A 1116-nucleotide genomic window follows, 5' to 3' on the forward strand; every position below is an offset into this window, starting at 1 on the left:
AAACACTCGACGCTTCGGTGATGTTGTCGCCGCCACCAGGGCGCTGAACCACAATGGCATACTGGATATGGCCGTTATAACCGTTATCCGTGTCGATTGAGTCATCATCGTTGCCGGTCAGGACGAGGTGTTTGATATTCACACCGCCACCGAAGAACTCGACGCCGTCGTCCGAATTGTTGTGGACCTGAACATAATTCACCTCGGTGCCCGTGCCGATGCCGGCAAATGTTATGCCGTTGAGTTCATTTCCGTTCGTATCGACCGCGTACCCGGCGTGCTTCACCAGAGTGTAAGACAGTCGGCCACTGCTGTCGCCAGCATCACCACCGCCATAAACAGCTTCCGGGTTGGTCACGCCTTCCACAATGTTCTCGCACTGCGCTGTCGCTGGCGTTACAGCAACATCGCGGCAACGGTTGATCGGCGCCTGACCCAGAAGGACGAGACCGCCCCATTCGCCAATTGCATTCTCCGGATCAACCTGGCTGTCTGTAACGTCAGCCTCTGAGGTGAAGACAACCGGGTTCGCAGCAGTGCCGTTCGAGAAAATTTGTGAACCACGGTTCACAACAACATAATCATCCCCTGCGTTACCGAAGAGGGTCACACCGGATTCGATGGTCAGCGAAGCGGCAACACCGTTCGCGGCATTTCCGTCAGCACCCGTATCCACACCTACATCCACACGGCCAGCAATCTCATAATAATTGCCACGCGTGAGTCGGATATCTGAGGTAATGTCACCGGACAGGCGACACACCGTCGTGCCCTGAATGTCGAAGCCGGAATCGGTCGTACCGGTCGGGCAAGTCGGCTCCGGGAACAGGGCGAACGTCCAGCCTGCGGCCCAGTTGTTCGTCACGGTTTCGGTCGGACCGAACGCACCGATGTAGGTGGTCGGCTCGAAGAAGCTCGACAGCGTCGTTGCATCGAACGGCGTGACGCCAAGCTCATTCGGCCCCGGGAACAGGACAGATGCGAGCGAGTTGCTACCAATGGTGTTGTTTGCATCTGCGGCAACTGCACCCTGCGCAGCCGCAGGGTCTTCTTTGTCCCCGGTCAATGCGAGACCGCCGGCACAATCGAACAGCACGGAGCTGAACTTTGGATCCG

Annotated in this window: 1 pseudogene; it reads right to left on the reverse strand. The window is 57.6% G+C overall.

The features are described 5' to 3' along the window. Window positions 1–1116 (reverse strand): annotated as a pseudogene (locus HAD_RS18705) (hypothetical protein); the annotation flags it as partial.

Origin of the sequence: Hyphomonas adhaerens MHS-3 (assembly GCF_000685235.1) — a bacterium.
GTDB classification, from domain to species: domain Bacteria; phylum Pseudomonadota; class Alphaproteobacteria; order Caulobacterales; family Hyphomonadaceae; genus Hyphomonas; species Hyphomonas adhaerens.